Below are 1,510 nucleotides of genomic sequence, written 5' to 3' on the forward strand. Positions count from 1 at the left end.
GCCCCCGGCGGCCCCGGCCCCCACCCCCCGCCCCCGGCATGGACCGCCACCGCCACCGCCACCGCCACCGCCACCGCCACCGCCGAATCCCACGGGAATTCCCTCCGGAACTCAGGAACACACCCGTGGGATTCCGGTGGCGCGCGGATTTCCCGGCGTACCCGGGAGCACCCCCGTCAGGGGCGGACGATCGGCAGCAGCAGCTCGTCCACGATCTCCGCCGGATCGAGCTGCGTCGCCTCCCCGCCGCACATCTTGATCCGGTACAGCATCAGCGCCGGCACCAGGTCGGTGACCAGCGGGGTGACCGCCCCGGGGCGGACCTCGCCGCGCGTGGTGCCGCGGTCCAGCACCTCGGCGAGCAGCGCCGTCGTCGGCTCGACCACCCGCTCCAGCACGATCTCCACGAAGGCGTGCGCCCGCTGGTGGTCGAGCTCGCTCATGATGGCCCGCACCGCGGCGCCCAGCTCGCTGACCATCGCCGCCCGCAGCCGGGTCACCACCTCCAGCAGGTCCCCGCGCAGGCCGCCGGTGTCGGGGGCCGGACCGGAGGGCGGCAGGCTGGCCCGCAGCGCGTCCATGACCAGCTCCTCCTTGGAGGACCAGCGGCGGTAGAGCGCGGCCTTGCCGGTCTGGGCGGCGGCGGCCACCCCCTCCATGGTGAGCCGGGCGTAGCCGTCGGTGGTGAGCTGTTGGAGGACCGCCTCGTAGATGGCGCTCTCCAGCGCCTCGCCGCGCCGCCGCAGCGGGGCGCCCGTCACCGGTCCGTGTCCGGTATCCGTCTCAGCGGTCATGGTTGCGCACCTTCTTCAATCGCCTTTCCTCGATCCCCGTCGCTCCCCGCATCCACCCGCGGATCTCCGGGAAATCCCTGGTCGGCCGCGCGCACGGTGAAGCATTTCGTATATCACGGACATCGCGGGGGCCACTGTCGATGTTAGTGAACGAACCCGTTCCCGCCGACGCCGCATAACAGAATTTCGATCATGCGTTCGATCCGATGGAGTTCCCGCACGTCGGGACCGGGACAGGACCGTGGCCTCATGCGGCTGGGGCGGGACGGGCGGTGGCATGGGGGTGCGGGTTGAAGCGGACCGCCTGCGGAACCCCGTGGAGGACCCCATGACCGACAGAACGGCCAACACCGCGCTGATGGCCGCCGGCGTCGCCGCGGTCTTCGCCGCGGTGAGCATCGCCGCCGCCCTCCGGGCGTGCAAGTGCCCGGTCCGGGGCGGCGAGAGCGCCTCGGAGACGGGACGGAGCCACCGTCCCGGCCCCAGCAGCAGCTCTTCCCCCGGCAGCCACCCCCACGGCTGCACTCCCCCCAACTGCCACTGACCCCCTCGTCCTCCCCTTCCTCGGAAGCACCGATCCCGCCCCCAGCCGTCACCCGTCGCGCCGGGGGCCTCTTCGTTGGCCCCGGGCCGGGAAGGACCAGCCCCTCAGCCGCTCGCCCGGGCCGCGGACCGCCCGGCGGCGTACCCCGAGGAGCTGATGGACGGCTGGGAGC

2 protein-coding genes are annotated in these 1,510 nt (G+C 73.2%); one reads left to right on the forward strand and one right to left on the reverse strand.

From position 1 onward, the window contains the following. Positions 1-176: 176 nt before the first annotated feature. A complete protein-coding gene (locus ACWDCZ_RS41300; protein ID WP_449818716.1) occupies positions 177-794 on the reverse strand; it encodes a TetR-like C-terminal domain-containing protein in 618 nt (205 codons plus the stop codon). 328 nt (positions 795-1,122) lie between these two features. Between ACWDCZ_RS41300 and ACWDCZ_RS41305 the strand changes: the two genes are divergently transcribed. Further along, positions 1,123-1,338 carry a hypothetical protein gene (locus ACWDCZ_RS41305; RefSeq protein ID WP_449818717.1) on the forward strand — a complete coding sequence of 72 codons (216 nt, stop codon included), beginning with the start codon at positions 1,123-1,125 and terminating at the stop codon, positions 1,336-1,338. Positions 1,339-1,510 lie beyond the last annotated feature (172 nt).

It is taken from the genome of Kitasatospora sp. NPDC001225 (assembly GCF_053597855.1).